Origin of the sequence: Nannocystis sp. (assembly GCF_016714285.1) — a bacterium.
Taxonomy (GTDB): domain Bacteria; phylum Myxococcota_A; class Polyangia; order Nannocystales; family Nannocystaceae; genus Nannocystis.
The window spans coordinates 161,786-183,500 of the sequence record NZ_JADJNN010000019.1 but is presented as its reverse complement, the minus strand read 5'-3'; the positions used below and the strand labels follow the sequence as shown (position 1 = coordinate 183,500).

General features: G+C 72.6%; 18 protein-coding genes. 8 read left to right on the top strand and 10 right to left on the bottom strand.

What is annotated here, in order from left to right:
• Positions 1 to 8: 8 nt before the first annotated feature.
• The gene (locus IPJ59_RS26990) at positions 9 to 818 is read right to left on the bottom strand and encodes an alpha/beta hydrolase (protein ID WP_293273924.1); all 810 of its coding nucleotides are present in this window, start codon (positions 816 to 818) and stop codon (positions 9 to 11) included.
• A gap of 495 nt (positions 819 to 1,313) precedes the next feature.
• On the opposite strand from IPJ59_RS26990, the gene IPJ59_RS26985 reads away from it, so the two are divergent.
• Positions 1,314 to 2,597 (top strand): hypothetical protein, encoded by a 1,284-nt coding sequence (locus tag IPJ59_RS26985; protein WP_293273923.1) that lies wholly within the window; start codon positions 1,314 to 1,316, stop codon positions 2,595 to 2,597.
• Between the two features lie 48 nt (positions 2,598 to 2,645).
• On the opposite strand, the gene IPJ59_RS26980 is transcribed toward IPJ59_RS26985, so the two are convergent.
• Together IPJ59_RS26980 and IPJ59_RS26975 are read right to left on the bottom strand one after the other, a co-directional pair.
• Positions 2,646 to 4,133 carry a hypothetical protein gene (locus tag IPJ59_RS26980; protein ID WP_293273922.1) on the bottom strand — a complete coding sequence of 496 codons (1,488 nt, stop codon included), beginning with the start codon at positions 4,131 to 4,133 and terminating at the stop codon, positions 2,646 to 2,648.
• Between the two features lie 95 nt (positions 4,134 to 4,228).
• A complete protein-coding gene (locus IPJ59_RS26975; RefSeq protein WP_293251540.1) occupies positions 4,229 to 4,978 on the bottom strand; it encodes an alpha/beta hydrolase-fold protein in 750 nt (249 codons plus the stop codon).
• Positions 4,979 to 5,232: 254 nt separating this feature from the next.
• Between IPJ59_RS26975 and IPJ59_RS26970 the strand changes: the two genes are divergently transcribed.
• Positions 5,233 to 6,099 (top strand): hypothetical protein, encoded by an 867-nt coding sequence (locus tag IPJ59_RS26970; protein WP_293273921.1) that lies wholly within the window; start codon positions 5,233 to 5,235, stop codon positions 6,097 to 6,099.
• 105 nt (positions 6,100 to 6,204) lie between these two features.
• On the opposite strand, the gene IPJ59_RS26965 is transcribed toward IPJ59_RS26970, so the two are convergent.
• From IPJ59_RS26965 to rsmH, 4 genes are read right to left on the bottom strand one after another with little or no spacing between them, the layout of a single operon-like run.
• Positions 6,205 to 6,873: a hypothetical protein gene (locus IPJ59_RS26965; protein WP_293273920.1), complete on the bottom strand. Its 669-nt coding sequence runs from the start codon at positions 6,871 to 6,873 to the stop codon at positions 6,205 to 6,207.
• A 12-nt stretch (positions 6,874 to 6,885) separates the two neighbouring features.
• Complete coding sequence (locus IPJ59_RS26960; protein ID WP_293273919.1) at positions 6,886 to 8,922, bottom strand: penicillin-binding transpeptidase domain-containing protein; 2,037 nt, start codon at positions 8,920 to 8,922, stop codon at positions 6,886 to 6,888.
• Complete coding sequence (locus tag IPJ59_RS26955; RefSeq protein WP_293273918.1) at positions 8,919 to 9,404, bottom strand: cell division protein FtsL; 486 nt, start codon at positions 9,402 to 9,404, stop codon at positions 8,919 to 8,921. The genes IPJ59_RS26960 and IPJ59_RS26955 overlap by 4 nt, the downstream gene beginning before the upstream one ends.
• A gap of 35 nt (positions 9,405 to 9,439) precedes the next feature.
• The gene (gene rsmH, locus IPJ59_RS26950) at positions 9,440 to 10,435 is read right to left on the bottom strand and encodes a 16S rRNA (cytosine(1402)-N(4))-methyltransferase RsmH (protein ID WP_293273917.1); all 996 of its coding nucleotides are present in this window, start codon (positions 10,433 to 10,435) and stop codon (positions 9,440 to 9,442) included.
• A 220-nt stretch (positions 10,436 to 10,655) separates the two neighbouring features.
• Here rsmH and IPJ59_RS26945 point away from each other — a divergent pair, with 220 nt between their 5' ends.
• The 3 genes from IPJ59_RS26945 (at position 10,656) to lysA (ending at position 14,046) form a co-directional block, all read left to right on the top strand.
• A complete protein-coding gene (locus IPJ59_RS26945; RefSeq protein ID WP_293251550.1) occupies positions 10,656 to 11,423 on the top strand; it encodes a Fic family protein in 768 nt (255 codons plus the stop codon).
• Between the two features lie 64 nt (positions 11,424 to 11,487).
• Positions 11,488 to 12,078 (top strand): GTP cyclohydrolase II, encoded by a 591-nt coding sequence (gene ribA, locus IPJ59_RS26940; protein ID WP_293251552.1) that lies wholly within the window; start codon positions 11,488 to 11,490, stop codon positions 12,076 to 12,078.
• A 717-nt stretch (positions 12,079 to 12,795) separates the two neighbouring features.
• Entirely contained in the window at positions 12,796 to 14,046 is a 1,251-nt protein-coding gene (lysA, locus tag IPJ59_RS26935; protein ID WP_366524697.1) for a diaminopimelate decarboxylase, read from the top strand.
• A 162-nt stretch (positions 14,047 to 14,208) separates the two neighbouring features.
• Here lysA and IPJ59_RS26930 read toward each other — a convergent pair whose 3' ends face one another.
• The gene (locus tag IPJ59_RS26930; RefSeq protein WP_293273916.1) at positions 14,209 to 15,192 is read right to left on the bottom strand and encodes a hypothetical protein; all 984 of its coding nucleotides are present in this window, start codon (positions 15,190 to 15,192) and stop codon (positions 14,209 to 14,211) included.
• Positions 15,193 to 15,394: 202 nt separating this feature from the next.
• On the opposite strand from IPJ59_RS26930, the gene mtnA reads away from it, so the two are divergent.
• The gene (mtnA, locus tag IPJ59_RS26925; RefSeq protein ID WP_293251558.1) at positions 15,395 to 16,432 is read left to right on the top strand and encodes an S-methyl-5-thioribose-1-phosphate isomerase; all 1,038 of its coding nucleotides are present in this window, start codon (positions 15,395 to 15,397) and stop codon (positions 16,430 to 16,432) included.
• An 18-nt stretch (positions 16,433 to 16,450) separates the two neighbouring features.
• Here mtnA and IPJ59_RS26920 read toward each other — a convergent pair whose 3' ends face one another.
• A complete protein-coding gene (locus IPJ59_RS26920) occupies positions 16,451 to 18,196 on the bottom strand; it encodes an alpha/beta hydrolase family protein (protein WP_293273915.1) in 1,746 nt (581 codons plus the stop codon).
• Between the two features lie 22 nt (positions 18,197 to 18,218).
• On the opposite strand from IPJ59_RS26920, the gene IPJ59_RS26915 reads away from it, so the two are divergent.
• Together IPJ59_RS26915 and IPJ59_RS26910 are read left to right on the top strand one after the other, a co-directional pair.
• Positions 18,219 to 18,845, top strand: coding sequence for a 3-oxoacid CoA-transferase subunit B (locus IPJ59_RS26915; protein WP_293273914.1), 627 nt, complete (start codon positions 18,219 to 18,221; stop codon positions 18,843 to 18,845).
• Positions 18,846 to 18,944: 99 nt separating this feature from the next.
• Positions 18,945 to 20,267 (top strand): alpha/beta hydrolase, encoded by a 1,323-nt coding sequence (locus IPJ59_RS26910; protein WP_293273913.1) that lies wholly within the window; start codon positions 18,945 to 18,947, stop codon positions 20,265 to 20,267.
• Here the strand turns inward: IPJ59_RS26910 and IPJ59_RS26905 are convergent.
• Complete coding sequence (locus tag IPJ59_RS26905) at positions 20,249 to 21,616, bottom strand: tetratricopeptide repeat protein (RefSeq protein ID WP_293251566.1); 1,368 nt, start codon at positions 21,614 to 21,616, stop codon at positions 20,249 to 20,251. The genes IPJ59_RS26910 and IPJ59_RS26905 overlap by 19 nt on opposite strands.
• Positions 21,617 to 21,715 lie beyond the last annotated feature (99 nt).

The following is a 21,715-nucleotide window of genomic DNA, read 5'->3' as shown; positions in this document are numbered from 1 at the left end:
ACGACTCCTCAGGCGGCGGGTGCGAGGCTGTGATCGAGGAAGGCGAGGATGCGCTGGCGGTACTCGTCGCCGGACTGCTGCAGCGTGCGCAGGTGGCGGGCGCCGGGGGCGACCCACAGCGCGCGCTGGTCGGCGGGGAGGGTGCAGGCTGCGAGCAGGCGCTCGCCCATCGCCGGCGGGGTGGTGCTGTCCTTGTCGCCGTGGATGAAGAGCAGGCCGGTGACCCCGGCGATGCTGCCGACGCGGTCGATCGGGCGCAGCTCGCGGGCCAGGCGGGGCAGCACGACGCCGAGGCCGCGCAGCACGAGGTAGGGGAACTTGTAGCGGCGCCAGAACTCCTCGAGCGAGGTGAAGGCGCTCTCGAGGACGGCGGCGCGGAAGGGGTGGCCCGGGGTGTCGAGGGCGCACACGCCGTAGCCGGCGCCCATCGAGATGCCGAGCAGCGCGACGGGCAGGCCGGGGGCGCGCTCGGCCGCCGCGTTGCCGCCGGCGACGATGTCCTGCGGGAACTCGAACTTGCCGGACTCGCTCTCGCCGAAGCCGTTGAAGTCGAAGACGAAGACGTTGTAACCGGCGTCGCGCAGGAAGTCGGCGTGGCCGGAGCGCATGGCGAAGGCCTTGGCCTCGGCGACCATCGGGTGGGGGATGACGACGGTGCCGCGGGCCTCGCCGTGGGCGCGGGCGAGGAGGCCGACCATCTGCTTGCCGCTGTGGTTGCGGAACAGGACGCGCTCCCATTGGTCCTGCGGGACGCCCTCGGGCCACGACCACGGTTTTTGGTAGCGCGAAAAGAAGGCCTTCTTCAGCAATGCGTACATGAGCGGCACCTTAGCGGCGAGGCCGCGGGTAACGGATCAACGGGAAATGTGAGAGGCACGCCGGGTCCGCGGGGCGACAGCTTCTCGCGAGGGCTCGCGTGTCGCGGCTCGATCGCTGGCGATGCGGCGAGCTGCGGCGGGGTCGTGGTGCCCCCAGGCGCGGGCGCAGCGAGGATGGGCGCTCTCGCGCTGGCATGTTAGGGTCCGCCGATGGTCGCCGCGAATCGCAGTCCTTGGTTGAGATCGATCGCCCTCAATGCGAATCGCAGTCCTTGGTTGAGATCGATCGCCGTCGCTGCGCTTGCGGGTTGCGGTGATGCGGGGGATGAGGCGAGCGCTGTGTCGACGGGGGCAGGCACGACGGAGGACGCGGCGAGCGAGGACAGCGGGGCGCCGACGGGTGGGGCTTCGAGTGGGTCGGGCACGTCGGGGTCGGGCTCGTCGGGGGAGTCGGGAGGTTCGGGGGAGTCGAGCAGTGGTGGGCCGGCGGAGGTGATGGGTTGGTTGCGCAGCTTCGGGGCGCCGGAGCAGCAGCGGCCGGGTGGGCTCGGCTTCGACGCGGCGGGCGAGCTGTGGGTCGCGGGTGATGTGTTCGGCGCGATCGACCTCGGCGAGGGGGCGCTCGCGGGCGAGGGTAGCGGGCTCTACCTGGCGAAGTTCGCGAGCGACGGGACGACCGTGCACACGCAGGCGATGTTCCCGAGCGACGGCGCGGCGACGCTGACCTTGACGTCGGGGCTCGCGGTCGACAGCGCGGGCGCGGCGATCGTGACCGGCTGGCTCGAGGGCAGCTACACGATCGGGGGCGAGGCGCTGGTGGCTGAGGAGCTCGACGTGTTCGTGGGCAAGTGGGACGCGGCGGGGCTGCCGGTGTGGGGGCGGCGCTTCGGTGGTGTCGACTGGCAGGTCGGGCACGCGGTCGCGGTCGGCAAGGACGACGCGATCTGGATCGCCGGGGCCGCGCTGGCGCCGTTCATGGCGGGGGACATCGCGGTGACCGGCACGGCGAGCACGGGGCTGGTGGTGCTGCGTCTGGGCGCGGACGGTACGCCGGAATTCGGGCGCTGGTGGGGTGATGCGGGCGATCAGGAGGCGCAGGCGCTGGCGGTGTGCGACGACGGGTCGATCGCGCTGGCGGGGTTCTTCACGGGGGAGCTGAAGTTCGGCGCCGATGTGGCGCCGTCGGCGGGCGACAAGGACATGTTCGTGGCGCGGCTCGACGCGCAGGGCGAGCCGCAGTGGATCCGCGGCTTCGGTGGGGCGAGCAGCGATGTCGCGAGTCACGTGGCCTGTGGCGACGCGGTGGTGTTCGCGGGGGTGGTCACGGGGGCGGCGACGATCGGGACGCTCGCGCTGACGCCGGTCGATCAGGCGGACGCGGTGGTCGGGCGCATCGAGCTGGACGGGACGCTGACGTGGGCCGCGGGGATCACGGGGCCGGAGTCGCAGCGGCCGGGCGGGCTCGGGCTGCGCGGCGACGGGCAGGTGCTGGTGACGCTGACCAGCGCGGGCGAGGCGACGCTCGGCGAGCGCACGCTGATCGCGGTCGGTGACGAGGACCTGGTGCTGGCGCGCTACGTGCCGCCGGCGCTCACGCCGGTCGAGCTCGGCAGCCTCGGCGACGCGGGCACGCAGCGCGCGGGGCCGCTGGCGCTGCACGAGCAGGCGCTGGCGATCGCGGGGACGATCACGGGGACGGTGGCGTGGCCGGGTCTGCCAGCGGTCAGCGCGACGGGCACGCAGGACCTGGCGCTGCTGCGCGTCGCGGCTGCACCGTGACGTCGGCGAGCCGCTGACGCGGGGCGTGGTCAGGAGGCCGCCCTGCGCCTACTGCGGGAGCACCAGTTGGAGGCCCTGGCCGGTCATGTCGGAGTAGGTGTAGGGGTCGATGAGGCCGTTGACGACGAGCTCGACGGCGTAGGTGTCGGGGTTGACCTTGAAGGCCTTGTTGGCCTTGTCGACGATCCACACGAAGCCCTCGTTGTCGATGCTGGCGCCCCAGGGCTGGCCGCAGCCGGGCAGGGGGATGTTGGCGTTGACGTACTTGACGGTGGCGACGTCGGCGTGGACGAGGCGGCAGGGGCCGGTGCCGGCGCCCCAGACGCGGCCCTTCTTGTCGGTCTGGAGGCCGAGGACCCAGCCGCCGCCGTTGCCGAGCGGGTACCACTTCTTCTCGCCGACCTTGTAGTGATACATGCTGTTGACGCCGTAGCTGCCGACCCAGATGTCGCCGTTCTTGTCGATGGCGAAGCCGTAGCTGGCGAGGTCGGGCGGGACCGGGATGTCCTCGAGGACGAGGGTCTCGGCGTCGATGTGAATGAGGGTGGTCTCGAGGCCGACGGCGTAGAGGTCGCCCTTGCTGTTGACGGCGCCGCCGTAGGGGCCGTAGCCGCTGCCGAACCAGTTGGGGCGGAGGACCTCGTCGAGCTGCACGCCGGTGTCGCCGTCGAGGCGGACGAAGTGGGCGGTGTTCTGGCCGTCCATCCAGCCGCCCCACAGGCGCGGGGTCGGGGTCTCACAGGTGTCGGGGTCCTGCGAGACGCCCTCCCAGGCGGTCGGGCGCGGGCCGAAGCTGTAGCCGGGGGAGGGGAAGGTCTGGCTCCACAGGACGCACTCGTCGCTGCCCCAGGGGCGGACGTCGTTGGGGCCGTTGGAGGTGTCGATCATGCCGTTGTTGTTGGTGTCGACGCACTTCTGCTTGAGGGCGCTGATCTTGATGATGCTGCCGGGGTCGCGGCTCGAGACGGCCACGTCGCCGTACTGGTTGACCGAGGTGCGCGAGGGGTTGGAGGGCCCGGCGGCGGTGCGGTAGCGGGCCTGCTCGACGCCGGTCTTGGTGTCGATCTTTGAGACGGTGCCCTGGCTGCTGTTGGCGATCCAGATGAAGTCGAAGGTCGCGGGGGTCGCGTCCGGGTCGCAGACCTTGGGGCCCATGTCGAGCTTGGGGCCGTCCGTGCTGTCGCCGCCGCTGGTGCTGCTGGTGGTGCTGCCGTCGCTGGGGTTGACGCCGGAGGTGCTGGCGGGCTCGCCGGTGCTGACGCCGGTGGTGGTCTGCGGGGCGCTGGTGGTGTCGGCGAGGGTCTCGCCGGCGCTGACGCTGCCGTCGCTGGTGGTCGGGACGCTGCTCTGGGAGGTCGCGTCGGGGCCGGCGCTGGTCGGGTTGCTGGTGCCGCCCGGACCGCCGGTGGTGACGGAGCTGGCCTCGCTGGCGGAGGTCGTCACGGTGTCGCCGCTGTCGCCGCAAGCGGGGATCCACCCGAGGGCCAGGAGCGGGAGGAGGTGGACGCGGGCGCGGATGAAGGGGAGACCAGCCATGCGCCCAGGAGAACAGGCCAGGACCGGCGACGCAAGGGGCCGGTCCTGGAGCGCGGGCGAGTCAGCGCGCTTGCGAGCACCGCAGAGACTATGTCCTAAGGGACAGGTGATGCGGCGCAGCTGCGAGTGAAGTCGGGGTGGCGCAGGACGGCGTGCAGGAGCGTGCGCCAGGTCGACCAGTCGTGGCCGCCGGGGGCGTGGAACACGTGGTCACGGGGGAGGGCCGCGGCGAGCAGGCTGTCCTGGGCGGCGAGCCGGTCGTCGTCGCCGTAGCCGAGGAGGATCACGGGGGCCCTGGCGCCGGGGGCGGTGCTGCGGTGCAGCCAGCTCCACAGCTGGCGCTGGTAGTTGTCCTTGGTGACCGGCGCGGGCGGGTCGGGGGTCCAGCGGGCGAGGCCGCCGCTGCGCTGGATCTCGTCGGCGAGCTTGCGGTCGCCGAGCCAGGGGGCGAGGGCGATGACGCCGTCGACGGGGTGTTGCTGGGCGTAGTGGAGCGAGCCGAAGCCGCCCATCGAGATGCCGAGGATCCACACCTGTTCGTGACCGCCGCGGTTCGGGGCGAGCACGTCGTGCTCGAGGCGCTCGGCGACGACGCCGCGGAAGTAGTAGCCCATGGTCGCCTCGGCGGAGACGATGTCGATCGAGGCGCCGCTGTCGCGGATCGCCTGGATGAAGCGCTCGTCGCTGAAGCTGCGGATGTGATCGCCAGCGCCCGGGAGGAGGACCATCAGGCAGCGGGCTGGCGTTGGGCCTGGTGTCCGCGCGAGGGTGTGGGCCATCGGCGTGGGCGCGGGTAGCAGCTGACAGGCGAGCAGCAGAGAGGCGAGTAAGGGGAGCGAGCGCATGCGCGGCCCACCGTGGCACAGGTCGCTGAGATGTCGACGTGCGGGCGCCTTGCGGGGCGCGGGCGCGGATCCACCCGCTCGGCCCGGGTGGCTGCGCGGGTGGCCGGACGGGTGGATGGGCGGGTGGCCGGGCGGGATCGCCGGGGTGGTGGCGCGGCATTTGTGGCCGGCGAGGTCGGATCAGCGGGCGTGAGGGCGAGGAAAGGGGCTTATTCTCGGGGCCCTTTTTCGGTACGACTGACAGCAGCGCGGACATGGCCGACCCCGGAGACATCTGGCAGCGATACGACGCCAAGGTGATGCAGATCCAGGTGATGGAGGGTCGGCTCGCGGCGGTCGAGCGGGAGCTCGCGCAGACCCGCGACGAGCGCGACCACTGGGCCCGCGTGTGTCGTGACCTCGGCAAGAAGTTGTCGGTGGCGCGGACGCTGGCCGAGCGGCTGCGCAGCGCGGAGCGGGGCAAGGCGGGGCGGCAGGAGACGGCCCGGTTTCGCCGCCCGGCGGAGCTGCAGAGCGCGGTGCAGGCGGCCAGCCCGATGGCGGCGTCGGGGCAGATCAAGGACGAGTACGACCGGGCGCGCGAGGTGCTCGGGCTGGTGTTGACGGCGTTGACCAAGGCGCTCGACGACGACGCGGCGGCCGAGCTCGGGCGCAAGCTGCGGCACCACGCGGGCGGCAAGCTGCTGCTGAGCATCACCCGCGGGTCGCTGACGCTGGTGCCGGTCGACGGGCGCTATCTCGTCGACCGCCAGTGGCTCGATCAGCTCGACCTCGGGGCGCTGCGGCAGGAGCTCGACGTGGCGGCGCAGTCGGGGGTGTACGAGCTGCCGGACGACGCGTACGCGCGGGAGGACGCGGGCGAGCTGGACGTCGACATCGACGCCGACGAGGACGACGACGACGACGGCATGGGGGTGCTGCCCTTGCCGCCGCCGCCGCCGCTGCCGGCGGCCGGGTTCTCGGCGCCGCCGCCCTTGCTGTCGGCGCTGCCGGACGAGTCGGAGGCCGCGATCCCGCGGCTGACGGTGGACACGGTGCGGACGACGGGGCCGATGATCAGCGCGCCGATGATCCCGAACCTGCGGATCGGGCGGCTGATCAAGACGCCGGGTACGACCTGAGGTCGGCTGGCTCTGGGGACAGGCTGGCTCTGGGGACAGGCTGGCTCTCGGGACAGGTGAACCTGGCCTTGGGGACAGGCTGGATCTCGGGGCGTGTCCTGGCGGTCAGAAGCGGTAGGCGAGCTGAAGCATGCCGCCGTCCAGGCGCGGCGCGGCGTGCAGGTGGAGGCCGCGGCCGAGGTGGAGGCCGACCTGCGGCGCGGCGAGGCGTCGGCGCTTGCTGTCGCGGACGTAGAGGACGGTGCCGGCGATGGCTGTCGCCAGACTCGCGCTCTGGAACAGCATGATGGAGGCGGTCACGAGCGGGCCGGACTCGGTCTCCGCGTAGTCGCGGATGAGGAACAGCGGACCGACGACGGGGATCAGCAGGTGCAGGCCCGGACGCCGGCAGGACTCGCCGCTGGGGTCACAGATGCGGGTGCTGTTGTGGATGATGATGCCGAGGGTCGCGGTGAGGGCATAGGTGCCGCCGAACACGGACCAGCCGACGATCATCAGCATCCTGCCGCGTCGGGGCGGCCCGGGCGGTGCAAAGCTCGGTGGCAGGCCGGTGCGCCGCTGCGGGGGCGGCTCCGCGGCCCGGGTCGGCGCGGGTGCGGGCGCGTCGGTGGTCGCGCCGGTCGGCGCGGGTGCGGGCGCGTCGGTGGTCGAGCCGGTGGTCGCCGCTGGCGTCGTCGCGGTTGCTTCGCTGCGCATGCTTGTCGCAGGAGGGGCCGCCTGGGCCGTGCTCGTAGCGAGGAGGCAGGCGAGGCAGGCGAGGGCGGTGCGCTGCATGCCGATGCCTGCTCAGGTGGGGGGCTCGAAGTAGACCTGGACCAGCGAGCCGCTCTCGGCGGGGCCCGGCTGGCGGTCCTGGAGGACGGCGATGCCGGTGCCGACGGCTTGCAGCTCGAGCTTGGCCTCGTGGGCGAGGTCGAGGGCCTGGGCGAGGGTGAGGCCGGTGAAGTCGGGCAGGCCGGTGGTGACGGTGACGGCGGGGCGGTGGCGGTGGCCGGGGAGGTCGGGCTCGACGTCGAGGTCGGGGATGAAGCCGAACTCGAGCCTCGGGTCGGTGGTGGCGAGGGTGACCGGCTTGGGCGGCGGCGGGGCGCGGCCGTCGTCGCGGGTGACGCCGAGGTGGACCATGATCGGGCCGGCGAGGCGGGAGAAGCTGGGGGCGGCGACGTCGTTGCCGTAGTGGGCGCCCTCGGGGCTGTCGACGGAGACCATGATGACGACGCGGGGGGCGCGGGCCGGGACGGCGCCGAGGAAGCTCGAGTACCACTGGCTGTCGTCGTAGCCCTTCTTGCCGGACTTCTGGGCGGTGGAGGTCTTGCCGGCGACGCGGTAGCCGTCGACGGTGGCCTTCTTGCCGGTGCCGAGGTCGCTGTGGACGACGTTCTCGAGCATGCGCAGGACGGTGCGGGCGGTCGAGGCCCGGACGACGCGCTCGCCGGGCGGGCGGGTGCGGGTGAGTGGTTCGCCGCTGGCGTCGAGGACGTGGCGGACGATCGTGGGCGGGTGGTAGAGGCCCTCGTTGGCGAGCGCGGCGAAGGCGGCGGTGACCTGCAGCGGGGAGGCGCTCATGCCCTGACCGAAGGCGATGTTGGCGGCTTGAATGTCGGACCACTTCTCGGGTGGGGCGAGCAGGCCCGGGGTGGCGCCGGGGAGCTCGATCGCGGGGCGCTCGCCGAAGTGGAACTTCTCGACGAAGCGGTGGAGGGTGTGCTTGCCGAGGCGGTCGGCGATCTTGGTGGTGCAGATGTTGGACGAGGCGGCGAGGACCTCGGCGACGGTCAGCCACTCGGCGGCGTGGGCGTCGTGGATGACGTTGCGCGGGGTGTACTGCCAGCGGCCCTTCTCGCAGTAGAGGGCCTCGTGCTCGCGGATGACGCCCTGCTCGAGCGCGGCGGCGACGGTGATGGCCTTGAGGGTGGAGCCGGGCTCGTAGGCGGCCTGGACGGCGAGGTTGGTGGTCTGGTCGGCGTGCGCGACGGGGTGGTTGGGATCGAAGGTGGGGCGGTTGGCGAGCGCGAGGACCTCGCCGTTGCTGGGATCGAGGACGATGATGCTGGCGCCGGCGGGGTGCCACTGGGCGACGAGGGTGTTGATCTCGTCCTCGACCATGGCCTGGATCGCGGAGTCGATGGTGAGCATCACGGTGTCGCCGCGGGCGACGGCCGCGTCGGGGACGCCGTCGACGAGCAGCTTCTTGCCGGCGGCGAAGTAGGCGGGGCTGAGGGCGTCGCGGCCGCGCAGGGCCTCGTCCATGCCGAGCTCGACGCCGGCGGTGCCGCCCTGGTTGCCGAGGCGGCCGAGCACGTGGGCGGCGAGCAGGCCGCGGGGGTAGATGCGCTCGCTGGCGGGCTCGAGGCTGACGCCGGGGAGGCCCTGCTTGGCGAGCTCGGCGGCCTGGGCGTCGCTGAGGGTCATGCGCAGCTGGCGGTAGGCCTTGTCCTTGGCGAGCTCGTCGCGCAGGTAGGCGGGATCTTCGGCGGGGAAGAGGGCGAGCAGGGCGGCGACGACGGCCTCGTCCTTGCCCTGGCCGCGGATGAAGCGGGGGTTCAGGACGACGCGGTGGACGCGGTCGTTGATCGCGAGGGTCATGAAGTCGCGGTCGACGATCTCGCCGCGGCTGGCGGGGAGCTTGTAGCTGCGCAGCTGCTGGCGGTTGGCCTGCTCGCTGTAGGCCTCGTGTTGATCGAGGGCGACGCGGGCGGCCTTGAAGCCGACGCCGGCGAGGGCGGCGACGATGGCGAGGCCGACGACGCCGGCGCGGCGGTGGACCGCGCGCAGGTCGCTGGCCATCGGTCGCGGGAGGACGTGCTTGCCGAGCAGGCTCATCGGGTGGCTCCGCCTGGGAGGTGGGTGTCGGCGAGGTGGGTGTCGGCGAGCTGGATGGTCTGGGTGCGCTCGGGGGCGGCGGGGACCATGTGAAGGCGGGCCGCGGCGACGGCGTGGATCGAGTCGGGGTGGCGCAGGTAGGCGCGCTCGGCCTCGAGGCGGCGGCGCTCGTCGAGGAGCTGGCTGTGCTCGCCGGTCATCGTTGCGATCTCGGAGCCGAGGCCGAGGACGCGGGCGCGGGCCCGGACCTGGACCAGGCCGGCGACGGTGATGAGGGCGAGGGCGACGAGCAGGAGCAGGGGCAGGCCGGTCGGGCGGCGCGGGGCGATCGGGTCGGGGTCGGCGAGCTCAGGGGTGGCCTGATTGGCGGCCTGATTGGCGGCCTGATTGGCGGCCTGATTGGCGGCCGGCGTGGAGGCCAGGTCGGCGGCGCGGCGCATGCCGTGCTCGAAGCTCGGCTCGCCGGCTGTCCTTCGGTTCATGGTCTTTGGGCCAGGTCGCGGAGGGCGCAGGTCGGTCATGGGAGGACGCGCTCCAGGACGCGCAGGCGGCTGCTGCGGCTGCGGGGGTTGGCGGCGAGCTCGGCCTCGGAGGGGGTGAGGCCGTGGCGGAACTCGTCGGGGACGATGAAGCGCGGGCGCGGGAGGTCGGCGGCGGGGATCGGGACGCCGGGCGGCGGGGCGGCGGCACGGGCGAGGCGGGCGAAGGCCTGCTTGACGCGGCGGTCCTCGAGCGAGTGAAAGGTGATGATGCCGAGGCGGCCGCCGACGGCGAGGCGCTCGGGGGCGACGTGGAGCAGCTGGTCGAGCTCCTCGAGCTCGCGGTTGAGGAAGATGCGCAGGGCCTGGAAGGTGCGGGTCGCGGGGTTGATGCGCAGGCCGAGCTGGCGCAGGCGGGGGGCGCTCATGCTGGCGCGGACGACGTCGGCGAGGGCGCGGGTGGTCTGCGGGCGGGCGGCGAGGATGCCCCGGGCGATGCGGGCGGCGTCGGGCTCCTCGCCGAGCTCGCGGAGGATGCGGGTGAGGCTCGGGTGGTCGAGGTCGGCGAGGGCGAGCGAGAGCGGGACGCCGCGGGTCGGGTCCATGCGCATGTCGAGGGGGGCGTCGGCCTGGAAGGAGAAGCCACGCTCGCCGGTGTCGAGCTGGTGTGAGCTGACGCCGAGGTCGGCGAGGATCGCGGTGGCCGCGGGGACGCTGGCCTCGTCGAGTACGGCGGCGAGCTGGGAGAAGGGGCGGTGGAACAGCTCGAGCGCGGGCACGCGGGCGTGGGCGTGGGCGAGGGCGTCGGGGTCGCGGTCGAGGGCGAGGAAGCGCGGGGGGGGGTCGCCGGGCTGGGTGTGCTCGACGAGGCCGCGGAGGAGGGCCTCGCTGTGGCCGGCGCCGCCGCAGGTGCAGTCGACGAGGATCGGTCCGGCCGGGGCCAGGGGCCGGGCGCTCGCGGCGCGACGAAGCGGCGGCAGGAGTGCCGCGCAGACTTCATGCACGAGGACGGGCAGGTGGTAGGCGCCAGACACCAGAGGGCGGCCTAGCGAAGCCTGGCGAGGAGGTCAACTTTTCGGGCAATTGTCGCGTCCCGAGGCGTGGGGAATTTTGTCGGGCAATTCAAGCGTTTAGACGCTTTTTATTGACCTGTGCGGGGGCCAGGACGTAGCTTCGCGTGCCCTGCGGGGCCCAGCGTGTCAGGAGCAGCCAGGAGCTGCCAGGTGCTAGGGAGCCGCGTGCGGAGGAGTGAGTGTGACGCCAGCGAGGACCAGGAACTATCGCCAGATCTACGAGTCCTCGGAGCTGCTCTGGGAGAAGCTGGGGATGCTCTCGGCGGCGCAGCGGCGCAGCTTCGACGAGCGCTTCATTATGTCGTGGATCTACCACGACTTCGCGCTCGAGGGCACGGTGCTGTCGGTGGCCGAGATCAAGGCCGCGATCGACGACGAGATCATCTCCACGCCGAGCCTGATCCCGGCCTACTTTCACATCATGGCGGTGCGCGACGCGATCCAGTTCCTCCTGGATTCGCGGGGCAGTCGGCTGCAGCTGTCGCTCGAGTGGCTCAAGAAGATCCACCAGATCTTGCTGCCGCAGGGGAAGAAGGATCAGGTCCAGTACCGCAAGGACAACCCGATCCACCGCATGTACTTCCACGATCTGTCGCCGGCCGACAAGATCAGCTACCGCATGCGCAAGCTGACCGACTGGTTTCGCACCGAGGAGTGCCGCAAGGCCCACCCGATCGAGCTGGCGGTCGAGGTGCACCGCGAGCTCATCCGCATCTTCCCGTGGCCGGACATCAGCGGACGGGTCGCGCGAATGGCGATGAACGCGATCCTGATCGGTGAGGGCTACTGGCCGTCGATCATCCACGCGATCGACCGCCAGACCTACTACGACGTGCTGCGCCTCGACCAGGACCAGCTGCTGAACCTGGTCGTGGACGGGATGGAGGAGGGGATCCGCTCGTCGTCGCGACTCTATCAGAGCATCGTCGACGCGTCGCGCGGCGGGTGAAGCGGGCCAGGATCTGCTAGACCGGCCTCACGCCATGCCCGTCCCGCATCCCCTGAGCGCGGTCATGCGCAGCGTCAAGGTGTTCGCCCGGGCCCGCTTGCCCTCGCGTCACGGGGAGTTCGAGATCGTCGCGTTCGTCGACGAGGCCGGGCGCACGCTCGACGACGTGGCGGTCGTGCGGGGGGAGCTGCGCGGGGCGCTGGAGGTGCCGACGCGGGTGCACTCGGAGTGCCTGACGGGGGACGTGTTCGGCTCGTTTCGCTGCGACTGTCGCGACCAGCTCGAGCTGGCGCTCAGCCGCATCGCCGCGGCGGACACGGGCATCATCCTCTACCTGCGGCAGGAGGGGCGGGGCATCGGCATCGCCCAGAAGGTGCGGGCGTACCAGCTGCAGCAGATCGGGCTCGACACGGTGGAGGCCAACCTGCACCTCGGCTTCGACGACGACCTGCGCGACTACTCGGTGGCGGCGGCGATGCTGCACGCGCTCGGGGTGGCGTCGATCGTGCTGCACACCAACAACCTGCGGAAGATCGAGGGGCTGCGCGCGGGCGGGGTGCGGGTCGACCACCGCGAGGCGATCATCGCCCCGTCGCGCGAGCAAAACGCGGGCTACCTGGCGACCAAGCGCGACAAGAGCGGGCACCTGCTGTAGCGCCGAGCGAGAAGCACCGGCTGTAGCGACGAGCGAGGTGCACCTGCGCCTGTAGCGACGAGCGAGGTGCAGCCGCTGTAGCGACGAGCGAGAAGCGGCGGGGAGCAGGATCGCTCTCCGCCGCGGTCACTTCGAGCTCTGAGCCGGTTCGGTTGCGGGCGCGGGGCCCGTCTGGGTGGACGAGGGCGCCGTCCGAAGGGGGCGCCCCTTGCCACGACATGTGGCGGTTGGTCAGGCGCCAACCTGACCGCGGGAGCTTGCAGGCAACCTGGCGATGTTGCCTCGGGAGGGCCTCACGACTCGGTGGTGAGGCCCGGGAGCGGGTGACGTTGCGGTCGCCATGGAGGACGGCCGGGGTCGTCACACAGAGGCGGCGCTACGCGAGCCCTGACGCGGCCGGGGCCGCGTCATGGCCCCGGCTAGGGCCTGGCACCTCCTGGGTGGTAGGTCCGACGAGGTTGGGAGTTCACAGTGCACGAACGATTGTCTGCTTGGTTCATCCTTACCTCCTATAGCCGGTGGCCTGAAGTGACCCGGCGATCCTAGCAAAGCCTGATCTGCGCCGCAAAGGGCCTGCAGCGGCGCGTCAGGGGCGGCTTCGTTTGACAGGCACGGCGCCGACGTGGCACGTCCACTCGCGTGGCTGCCGCTGCACCGATTCCAGAGGTCCCGGACCATCTCGCTGTGTATGCCGACCCCGAGCGTTACGGGCTCCGGCTGACGCGCGGGGTGCTGCATGTGGAGGCGGTGCCGCTGCCAGAGATCGCGGCCGCCGTGGGCACGCCGACCTACGTCTACAGCAGCGCGCACATCGAGGCCCGTCACGACGAGCTGGCCCGGGCCTGCGCGTCGCAGCCGACGCAGCTGTGCTACGCGGTGAAGGCCAACAGCAGCCAGGCGGTGCTGCGCACGCTGGCGCGCCGCGGGGCGGGGGCCGACATCGTCTCGGGCGGGGAGCTGGTGCGCGCGATCGCGGCGGGGATCCCGGCGGACAAGATCGTGTTCAGCGGGGTGGGCAAGCTGGACGCGGAGATCGACGCGGCGATCTCTGCGGGGCTGCGGGCGATCAACGTCGAGTCGGCGGAGGAGCTCGAGCGGGTGGCGACGCGGGCGCGCGCGCTGGGTCGTCGGGTCGCGGTGGCGCTGCGCGTCAACCCGGACATCGATCCCGACACGCACCCGTACCTGGCGACCGGCCTGCGCGAGAGCAAGTTCGGGGTGGCGATGGCGGAGGCGGAGGCGCTGGCGCTGCGGGCAGCGGCGATCCCGGAGCTGTCGCTGGTCGGGCTGGCGTGTCACATCGGCTCGCAGATCGCCGAGGCGACGCCGTTCCTCGCGGCCTTCGAGCGGCTGCGTGGGCTGGTGCTGCGGCTGCGCGGGCAGGGGGTGGCGCTGCGGCAGATCGACCTCGGCGGCGGCCTCGGCATCGCCTACACGAGCGAGGAGCCGACGCTCGACGTCGCCAGCTTCGGCGCGGCCGTCACGGCGGCGGCCCGCAGCCTGGGGCTCGAGCTGGTGCTCGAGCCGGGTCGCTTCTTCGTCGGCAACGCGGGGGTGCTGTTGACGCGGGTGATCGGGCGCAAGCGCGGCGAGGCGCGCAGCTTCGTGATCGTCGACGCGGCGATGAACGACCTGATCCGGCCGGCGCTGTACGGGGCGTTTCACCCGATCGTGCCAGTGTCGGCGGCGGCGGCCGGGCGGGGGGCGCTGCGCGCCGACGTGGTCGGGCCGGTGTGCGAGTGCGGCGACTTCCTCGGGCTCGACCGCCTGCTGCCGTGGCCCGAGCCGGGGGAGCTGCTGGCGGTGCTCGGCGCGGGGGCCTACGGGATGGCGATGGCCTCGACCTACAACTCGCGGCCGCTGGCGGCGGAGGTCCTGGTGAAGGATGGGGCCTTCGCGGTGACGCGACCGCGGCGGACGATCGAGGCGCTCATCGCCGACGAGCGTGTGCCGGACTGGCTGGCCTAGGAGCTGGCCTGGAGCGGATTTTCGGCGAGCTGGGCTCCTGGCGCGGGGGCTCCTGGACCTGGCTTCCTGGACCTGGCTTCCGGGACCTGGCTTCCGGGACCTGTCCTCTTGGACATGTCCTCCTGGACCTGTCCTTCTGGACCTGGCCTTTGCGACCTGGCCTCAGGGCCAGACGACGAGGGCCTCGCTGCGCACCTCGACGACGGCCTCGGCGTTGTCGCGGGTGAACAGGTCGGCGGCGTCGAAGCGGACGCGGGCGAGGCGGCTGGCGCCGAGGTGGAGGGTGTCGCCCGAGAGGTCGAGGCCGGCGCTGCGCAGGTCGTCGAGGTCGAAGCGGTGGCTGCCGGCGTCGCGGAGGAGGCAGGTGAGCTCGTCGCCGGCGGGCTCGCTGCCGATGAAGGAGGAGAGGCGGACCAGGAGCGGGGCGCCGCGGCCGTCGGGGCGCCACTCGAGGAGGAGGGAGCCACGGTCGGTGCTGGGGGTGGCCTGGAGGACGACGGCCTCGGGGATCGCCGCGCGCACGCGGAAGCCGGTGAGCTCGTCGTCGCCGGCGCCGTCGACGGTGATGGTGAGGGCGCTGGGGCTCGGCTCGCCGCGGGGCCAGGCGCGCGGGGGGAGGGTCTCGCTGACGTAGTCGTACTCGACGCCGGACATGTAGGGCAGGAGGTCGGGGACGAGAGAGAGCGGGACCTCGACGCTGGCCTCGCCGATCTGGACGGCGAGGTTGCCGGCGTCGACGAGCACGAGCTCGCGGCGGCTGACGGGCGCTGCCTCGCGTGCGCCGGGCTCCTCGACGGGGAGCCACAGCTGCTCGCTGGCCATGCATTGCCCGGGGCGCAGGCGATCGATCGCCAGCGGGGGCAGGTCGGCACGGACGCGCACCGATGCTTCGTCGAGGCCGCGGTACTGGACGAAGCGGGCGACGACCTCGAGCGCGGGGTCGTCGCTGGGGGCGTCGCCGGGCGGTTGGAGGATGATGTGGATGCGGGCGAGGTGGTGGACGGGCAGCGGCTCGCCGAGGCTGTTGCTGCCGCTGCTCTCGTCGACGACGCCGGAGCAGGCGCCGAGGAGGGCGGCCGGACAGGCGAGCGCGAGTGCCAGCAGCGGCACGCGACACCTGCGGGCGACGGGCGAGGGCCAGCGCATCCACTCCGGTGTACCGCGGCCGGGAGGCGCTGTCACGGGACGGTGGGCGCGCAGGTGGCTCACGGGGAGCCACGGCCGGCCTGCGCGCCGGATGCGTACATGGAGCGGGCCCGGCGGCGCGCTGACACGCGAGGGAGCCCCGGGCATACTCCGCCGGCCCGGTGCTCCGCGGGTGCGGGCGCCCGGCCTTGATCGAGGTGCCATGACGAGCTCGACCACCGCCGCCTTCTTGCAGCCAGTGCGATTGTCTCCCGACGGGTCGACGCTGCTGCTCCTCGACCAACGGGCGCTGCCAGGCCGTGAGCTGTGGCTCGTGCTGAACACGATCGAGGCGGTGGCGCAGGCGATCGAGTCGCTGGCCGTGCGCGGTGCGCCGGCGATCGGGTGCACGGCGGCGCTGGGGTTGGCGGTCGCGTGCCGCGGCTTTCCGGTTGAGCGCGGGGGGTTCGCGGCGGCGTGCGAGCTGGCGATCGCCCGGCTCGCGCGCACACGGCCGACGGCGGTCAACCTGTTCCACGCGCTGCAGCACATGCGGGCGGCGCTGGCGAGCGCGGGCGAGGATCGGCCGGCGACGCTGCGAGCGGCGGCGGAGGCGTACGTGGCGGGCGAGTTGGAGGCGTGCCTGCGGATCGGCGAGTACGGGGCGCCGCTGCTGCCGGAGGGGACGATCCTCACCCACTGCAACACGGGCGCGCTGGCGACGGCGGGCTTCGGCACGGCGCTCGGGGTGATCCGTCGCGCGCACGCGCTGGGCAAGGCGATCCGGGTCCTGGCCGACGAGACGCGGCCGGTGCTGCAGGGGGCGCGGCTGACGGCGTGGGAGCTGCAGCGGGACGGCATTCCGGTCGAGGTGATCGCGGACAACATGGCCGGGGCGCTGATGAGTCGCGGCGAGATCCAGGCGGCGATCGTCGGGGCGGACCGCATCACCCGGCGCGGCGACGTGGCCAACAAGATCGGGACCTACACGGTCGCGGTGCTGTGTCACCACCATCGCCTGCCGTTCTATGTCGCGGCGCCGTGGTCGACGATCGACCTGGCGATGCTGGCGGGCGCGGAGATCCCGATCGAGCAGCGCGACCCGGACGAGGTGCACTTCCACGGCGGCACCCGCATGACGCCGATCGGGGTCGGCGCGAGGAACCCGGCCTTCGATGTGACGCCGGCGGAGCTGGTCACGGCGATCATCACGGACCGTGGGGTGTTCACGCCGGCCGAGCTGGCGCGGGCCGCGGGCTGAGCTGTCCCGGGGGACAGGTCAGGGCTTGAGCTGGGCGAGCAGGAAGCTGGCGAGGTCGGCGAGGAATTTGCGGTCGACCGGGCGGCCGGCGTTGAGATAGCGGGCGGGCGAGGAGACGCCGGGCTCGCGCTTGAACAGGTGATCGAGCTCTGGGTAGAGCTGCACGCTGTGCGGCTTCTTGTGCTTGCGGGCGATGCGGGCGAGGGCCGCGCTGTCCTTGTCGGCGTCGACCTCGAAGTCCTTCTCGCCCTGGGCGATCCACAGGGCGCCCTCGGACTTGGCGATGAGGGCGTCGACGTCGACCTCGAGGGCCTCGCGGATCCAGGTGCCGGTGCTGCGGAGCTCGGGCGGGAGGTCCTTGCCGCTGCGCAGCGCGGCGAGGGTCTTGTCCTGGGTCTTGCGCGCCTCGGCGCGCAGCTCGGGCGGGACGGCCTCGATCGCCAGCGCGGCCTGGGCCCGCAGCAGCACCTCGTAGGGGCGGCCGGGGCTGGCGAGGAGGGCGACGGCTCGCAGCTTGCGGCCCTCGCCGGCGAGCTGCAGCGCCCGCCAGCCGCCCTCGCCGTGGCCGACGACGGCGATGCGGTCGGGGTCGACGTCATCTTGCACGAGCAAGGTTCGCAGGCCGCGGCGGGCGTCCTCGAGCTGGCCGATGTAGCTGACGGGGCCGTCGGCGCTGCCGCCGAAGCCGCGCTCGTCGTAGCGGAGGACGGCGATGCCGGCCTGGGCGAGGGCGTCGCCGATCTCGTGCGAGCCGAGGTCGACGGGTGGTGGGCCGACGAAGCCGTGGCGATCTTGCTGGCCGGTGCTGGAGAGGAAGAGGACGGCGGGGAAGGGGCCCTTGCCGGCGGGGACCAGCAGCTCGCCGACCAGCCTTGGTTCGCCGGGTTGGCCGGGGAGCTCGAGCTCGCGGCGCGTGAAGGTGGCGCCGGCCGGGAGGCTGTAGGTCAGGGTCGGCGGGGCCTCGATGGTCCACGTCGGCCAGGCGATCGGTCGCGCGGGGACGATGACCTGGAGGTCGTCGGCGCTGACCTCGACGCGCTCGATGCGGCCGCCGTGGAGGTGGATCTGTTCGCCGAGGTTGGTGGTGATGAGGGCGAGGATCGGCGGGTCGGGGTCGGTGATCGTGAGGCGGGCGGTCCAGTCGGTCGGCAGCGAGCCGGACAGGCTGACGAGGCGCCAGGCGAGCTCGCCCTCCTTGAGCGTGCGCAGGCCGAACATCAGCTCCTCGTGGAAGATGGTGGCGAAGGACATGTACGCGGTGCCGGGCTTGGCCTGCAGCTCCTCGCGCTCGCGTCCGGAGGTGAAGACGAGCTGGTCGCCGCTGCGCTCGAAGCGGAGCTCGATGGCCCGGCTGCGCTCGAAGCCGCGGACGAGCTCGCCGCGATCGTCGATGACGATCTCGCCGACGCTGCTCAGCGGCTCGGGGGCGCCGCCGACGTTGGGGTCGCGCTGCGGCATGGTCAGCTCGACGCGGGTCGAGTAGCGGTGGAGGCCGCCCGCGAGCGGGCCGTCGTAGCGACCCCAGGAGGTGCCGATCTTCTTGCCGCTCTGGATGAGCTCGAACACGCGCTCCTCGCCGACGCCGTAGAGCTGCGCGGGCGACTTGCCGGGCCAGGCGACGCGGGCACCGGCGGCGGCGGGGTCCTGGGCCTCGCCAGGGGCGGCGCTCTCGGGGTCGCCGGCCGGGATCTTGAGGCAGGCCGGGGCGCCCAGGAGCGGGAGGGCGAGGCCGAGGACAGCAATTGAGGCGAGGCGGCGCGACACGGCGCGCACTATAACCCCGGGCATGTCGTGGAGCCGGGAAGAGATGGCCGCGAGGGCGGCGCGCGAGCTGCCGAGCGGCAGCGTGGTCAACCTCGGGATCGGGATCCCGACGCTGATCAGCAACTACCTCCGGCCCGAGCAGGCGATCCTGCTGCACTCGGAGAACGGACTGCTCGGCATGGGGCCCTTTCCCTACGACGATGAGGTCGACGCGAGGATCATCAACGCGGGCAAGCAGACGGTGACGGTGGTGCCAGGCGGCTCGACCTTCGACTCGGCGCTGAGCTTCGCGATGATCCGCGGCGGGCACGTCGATGTCGCGGTGCTCGGGGCGATGCAGGTGTCGGCCGCGGGCGACCTGGCCAACTGGATGGTCCCGGGCCAGAAGGTCGCGGGCATCGGCGGGGCGATGGACCTGGCGACCGGGGCTCGCAAGGTGATCGCGCTGATGAACCACTGCGAGAAGCACGGGGCCAGCAAGATCGTGCCGGTGTGCACGCTGCCGCTGACGGCGATGCGCTGCGTGAACCTCATCATCACCGAGCTCGCCGTGATCGCGGTCGAGGCCGGCGGGCTGCGCCTGATCGAGTGCGCGCCGGGGGTGTCGCGCGAGCAGGTGATCGCGGCCACGGCGGCGCCGCTGGCCTGAGCCGCGCTGGCGCGCGACTCAGGCGAGACGTGCTGGCGCGCGACACGGCGGTCGTTGTGTGTCGCACGATCTGCGCCGTGAACATGCGACACTCGCGGGGTGTCCTGGGCGCTCCTCGGTGTCGGTGTGGTCGCGGCGGCGGCGGTGTTCAACGCGTACATCCCGGCGCGGCTGCGCTGGTTGATCGTGCCGGGCTTCTTCGCGGCGTGGCTGACCATCGAGCTGGCGCTGCACCTGCTGATCGGCGGGGCGGCGCTGGTGACCTGGCTGGCGCTGGCGGGCGGGCTGTCGGACTGGCGCGGCGGGCTCGGGCTCGGGCTGTGCGTCGTGGCCGGCGGCGGGCTCGTGGGGCTCTACCTGCGCTCACGCGGGGGCGCGGCGGCGTTGACCGAGTTCTATCGTGAGGCGGGGATCGAGGCGGTGGGGGAGGTGCCTCGCTTCCCGCGCAGTCACATCGCGATCCCGTGGCTGACCTTCCACCGGCGCGACGTCGAGGTGCGGCGTGGGGTGCCGTTCTGCGAGGTCGCGGGGCAGACGCTGTGCCTCGACGTGTACAGCCCGCGCGCGCCGGGCCGGCGCCGGCCGGCGATCGTGCAGGTGCACGGCGGGGCGTGGTTCCTCGGCTTCAAGGAGTACCAGGGGATCCCGCTGCTGACGCACCTGGCTCGCCACGGCTGGGTCGGCTTCAACGTCGACTACCGCCTGAGCCCGAAGGCGACCTTCCCGGCGCACCTCATCGACGTCAAGCGGGCGATCGCGTGGGTTCGCGAGCACGCCGACGAGTACGGGGTCGACCCCGACTTCATCGTCGTCACCGGGGGATCGGCGGGCGGGCACCTGGCGGCGCTGGTCGGGCTGACGGCGGGCGACCCGGAGTATCAGCCAGGCTTCGAGGCGGCCGATACGTCGGTGCGGGCGGCGGTGGTGTTCTATGGGGTGCTCGATCTGAAGAACCGCAAGTACCGCGGGCTGCTCGAGCGGGTGGTGCTGAAGGTCCGCTACGCCGAGCACCCGGAGCTGTTCCTGCGGGCCTCGCCGATCGACCGGGTGCACGCCGGGGCGCCGCCCTTCCTGGTGATCCACGGCAGTCGCGACACGCTGTGTGCGGTGGAGGACGCGCGTCGCTTCGTCGCGGCGCTGCGCGGGGTGTCGCATGCGCCGGTGCGCTACCTCGAGATGAAGGGGGCCGAGCACGCGTTCGATATCTTCGCGTCGGTGCGCACGGTGCCGGTGATCGAGGCGGTCGAGCGCTTCCTCGCGGCGCAGCACCGCGACTACCTGGCGAGCATGGCGGCGAGCACGGCGGCGAGTGTTGTGGAGAGCACGGTGGCCGACGCGGTGGCCAACGCGGGGACCAACGCGGTCGCCGCGGAGACAGCGGGGGCGTTCGCTGCGGGCTCTGCTCAGGCGCCCGCGACGTAGCCGAGGGCGGCGGGGCAGGCGGCCGGGAGCTCGCCGAGCTTGAAGGTGCCGGGCGGGGTGACGGGTTCGTTACCGGGGACCGCGGTGATCACGACCTGGCCGGCGTCGATGCGGTGGTCGACCTTGCGCTCGCTGTGTTTGGTGGGGCCGTTGCTGGGTTCGTCGTCGAGCATCGGGCCGGTGTCGTCCTGGGCGGAGATCTTGAAGGCGCCGAGCCAGCGGGGGGCGTCGCCGTCGAGGCCGAGCACGGCGACCAGCTGGTCGGTGGTGCTCTCCATGGTGTTATCGCCGTAGTCGCCGTCGTGGTAGTCGGAGGTCATGGTGATAACGATCTCTTGGCGACCGCCGGGGATCAGGTCGCGGGCCTCGACGGAGTCGACGGTGAAGTTGGCCCCGATGTAGCCGACGCCGGGGTTGTAGGCGCTGCCGAGCTCGGTGGTGTACCAGCGGTCGGCGTACAGGACGGCGAGGTACACGTCGTCGTAGCTGCCGCCGGACTCGAGCCAGTTCTCGACGCGGAAGTGGGCGATGCGGACGCCGTCGGCGAGGGTGTGGTCGATCTTTGTCCGCGGCTCGCCCGTGAAGGGGGTGCCCGCGGCGTCGACGACGGTCTCGCCAGGCTCGGTCTCCTGCTCGTCGCACTTGTGGTTCGTGATCTCCTCGTCGGCGGGCATGGTGGCGACCAGCGCGGCGCACAGGTTGTCGACGTGCCCGCCTTTTTGGGGCGTGAAGTCGCAGTCGTGACTGGTCGCGTCGGCGCCGGCGGCGGTGAGACCGGCGAGGCGCTGCTTCACGGTGTCGTTGGCGCGCAGCTGGAGCGAGCGCTGGTAGGCCGCGGCGGCGCCGTCCTTGTCGCCGCGGTCCTCGAGGATCCGCCCGAGGTTGTAGAGCGCGGCGCCGCGGGTGTGGTCGGGGGCGTCGCCGGCGATCGCCAGCTCGGTGCTGCGCTGCGCGGCCGGGAGGTCGCCGGCGAGGTAGGCGGCCCAGCCGAGCTCGGCGAGGGCGGCGGGGTGGTTGGCGTCGATCTTCAGGGCGGCCGTGAAGGCGGCGATGCCGGCCTTGTAGTCCTTGGCCTTGACGGCGGTGCGGCCGGCGGCGAGCTGGTCGCGGAAGGTCTGGGCCTGGGTCTTGGCGGCGCTGCGGTCGAAGCCGGCGAGGGCCCGCTCGCGCGCCGTGGGCCGCGGCTTGGCGGGCGGCGGGGTCACGGCGGGCGGCGGCGTGACGGCGGGGGTCGGCGTGGCGACGGCGATGGGGGCCGTCTTGGCGGCGACTGGGGCCTCCTTGGCGGGGCTGTCACAGGCGGTGAGCAGGAGGGCGAGCGAGAGGGAGGCGAGGGGACGCGTGGACATGAGGGCTCCTGGCAGGGTCCTGGACAGCACAGGCCGCGATTCTCACACACCAAGTCAGGTGGTCAGCGCCAAATCGGCGGCGGTCGGCGGCGGCCGGCG